The 1,055-nt window shown below is 59.9% G+C and carries 1 protein-coding gene; it reads left to right on the top strand.

Annotated features, from left to right (window positions below):
• Window positions 1-1,055: AMP-binding protein (locus A2J01_RS32025; protein ID WP_156519468.1), on the top strand; the 1,055-nt coding region annotated here is incomplete at both ends.

Here is a 1,055-nt window from a genome sequence, read left to right as displayed (position 1 = left end):
GACGGCGACGACGTTCGATGTGTCGTTGTGGGGTTTTTTCATGCCGTTGCGGGTGGGTGCGGTGTTGGTGTTGGCGTCGGCTGATGGTCATCGGGATCCGGGGTATTTGGCGTCGGTGATTGATGATCAGGGTGTGTCGGTGACGGATTTTGTTCCGACGATGTTGTCGACGTTTTCGTCGTTGGTGGATCCGGGGTTGTTGGGTTCGTTGCGTGATGTGTTGGTGATCGGTGAGGCGTTGCCGGTGGAGGCGGTGCGTGAGTTCGGGTTGGTGTCGTCGGCGCGGTTGCATAATTTGTATGGTCCGACTGAGGCGGCGGTGTCGTTTACGTTTGCGGATGTGACGGCTGCCGGGTCGGGGTCGGTGGTCTCGATTGGTGTGCCGGAGTGGAATTGCCGGGTGTTTGTGTTGGATTCGCGCCTTCGGCCGGTTGCTGTGGGTGTTGCGGGTGAGTTGTATTTGTCGGGTGTGCAGTTGGCTCGGGGGTATGTGGGTCGTCCGGATTTGAGTGCGGATCGGTTTGTGGCGTCGCCGTTCGGTTCGGGTGAGCGGATGTATCGGACGGGTGATTTGGTCCGTTGGAACACAGTTGGTGAGTTGGAGTACATCGGTCGTACTGATTTTCAGGTGAAGTTCCGTGGTCAGCGGATCGAGTTGGGGGAGATCGAGGCGGCGTTGGTGTCGCATGGGTCGGTGTTGTCGGCTGCGGTGGTGGTGCGTGGGTCGGTGATGGGTGATCAGTTGGTGGGGTATGTGGTGCCGGCGGTGGGGTCGGTTGTGGATGTGTCGGTGTTGCGGGGGTTTGTGGGGGAGCGGGTTCCGGGCTATATGGTTCCGGCTGCTGTGGTGGTGTTGGATGCGTTCCCACTTAATTCGTCGGGGAAGTTGGATCGGGCGTTGTTGCCGGAGCCGGTGTTCGAGGCTCGGGTGTTTCGGGCTCCGGTGTCGTCGGTGGAGTTGGTGGTGGCGTCGGCGTTTGTGGGTGTGTTGGGTGTTGATCGGGTGGGGTTGGATGATGATTTCTTCGAGTTGGGTGGCAACTCCCTCATCGCGA

Origin of the sequence: Rhodococcus sp. EPR-134, from assembly GCF_001647205.1 — a bacterium.
GTDB classification, from domain to species: Bacteria; Actinomycetota; Actinomycetes; order Mycobacteriales; family Mycobacteriaceae; genus Rhodococcus_F; species Rhodococcus_F qingshengii.
This window is presented reverse-complemented; position numbering and strand designations above follow the sequence as displayed.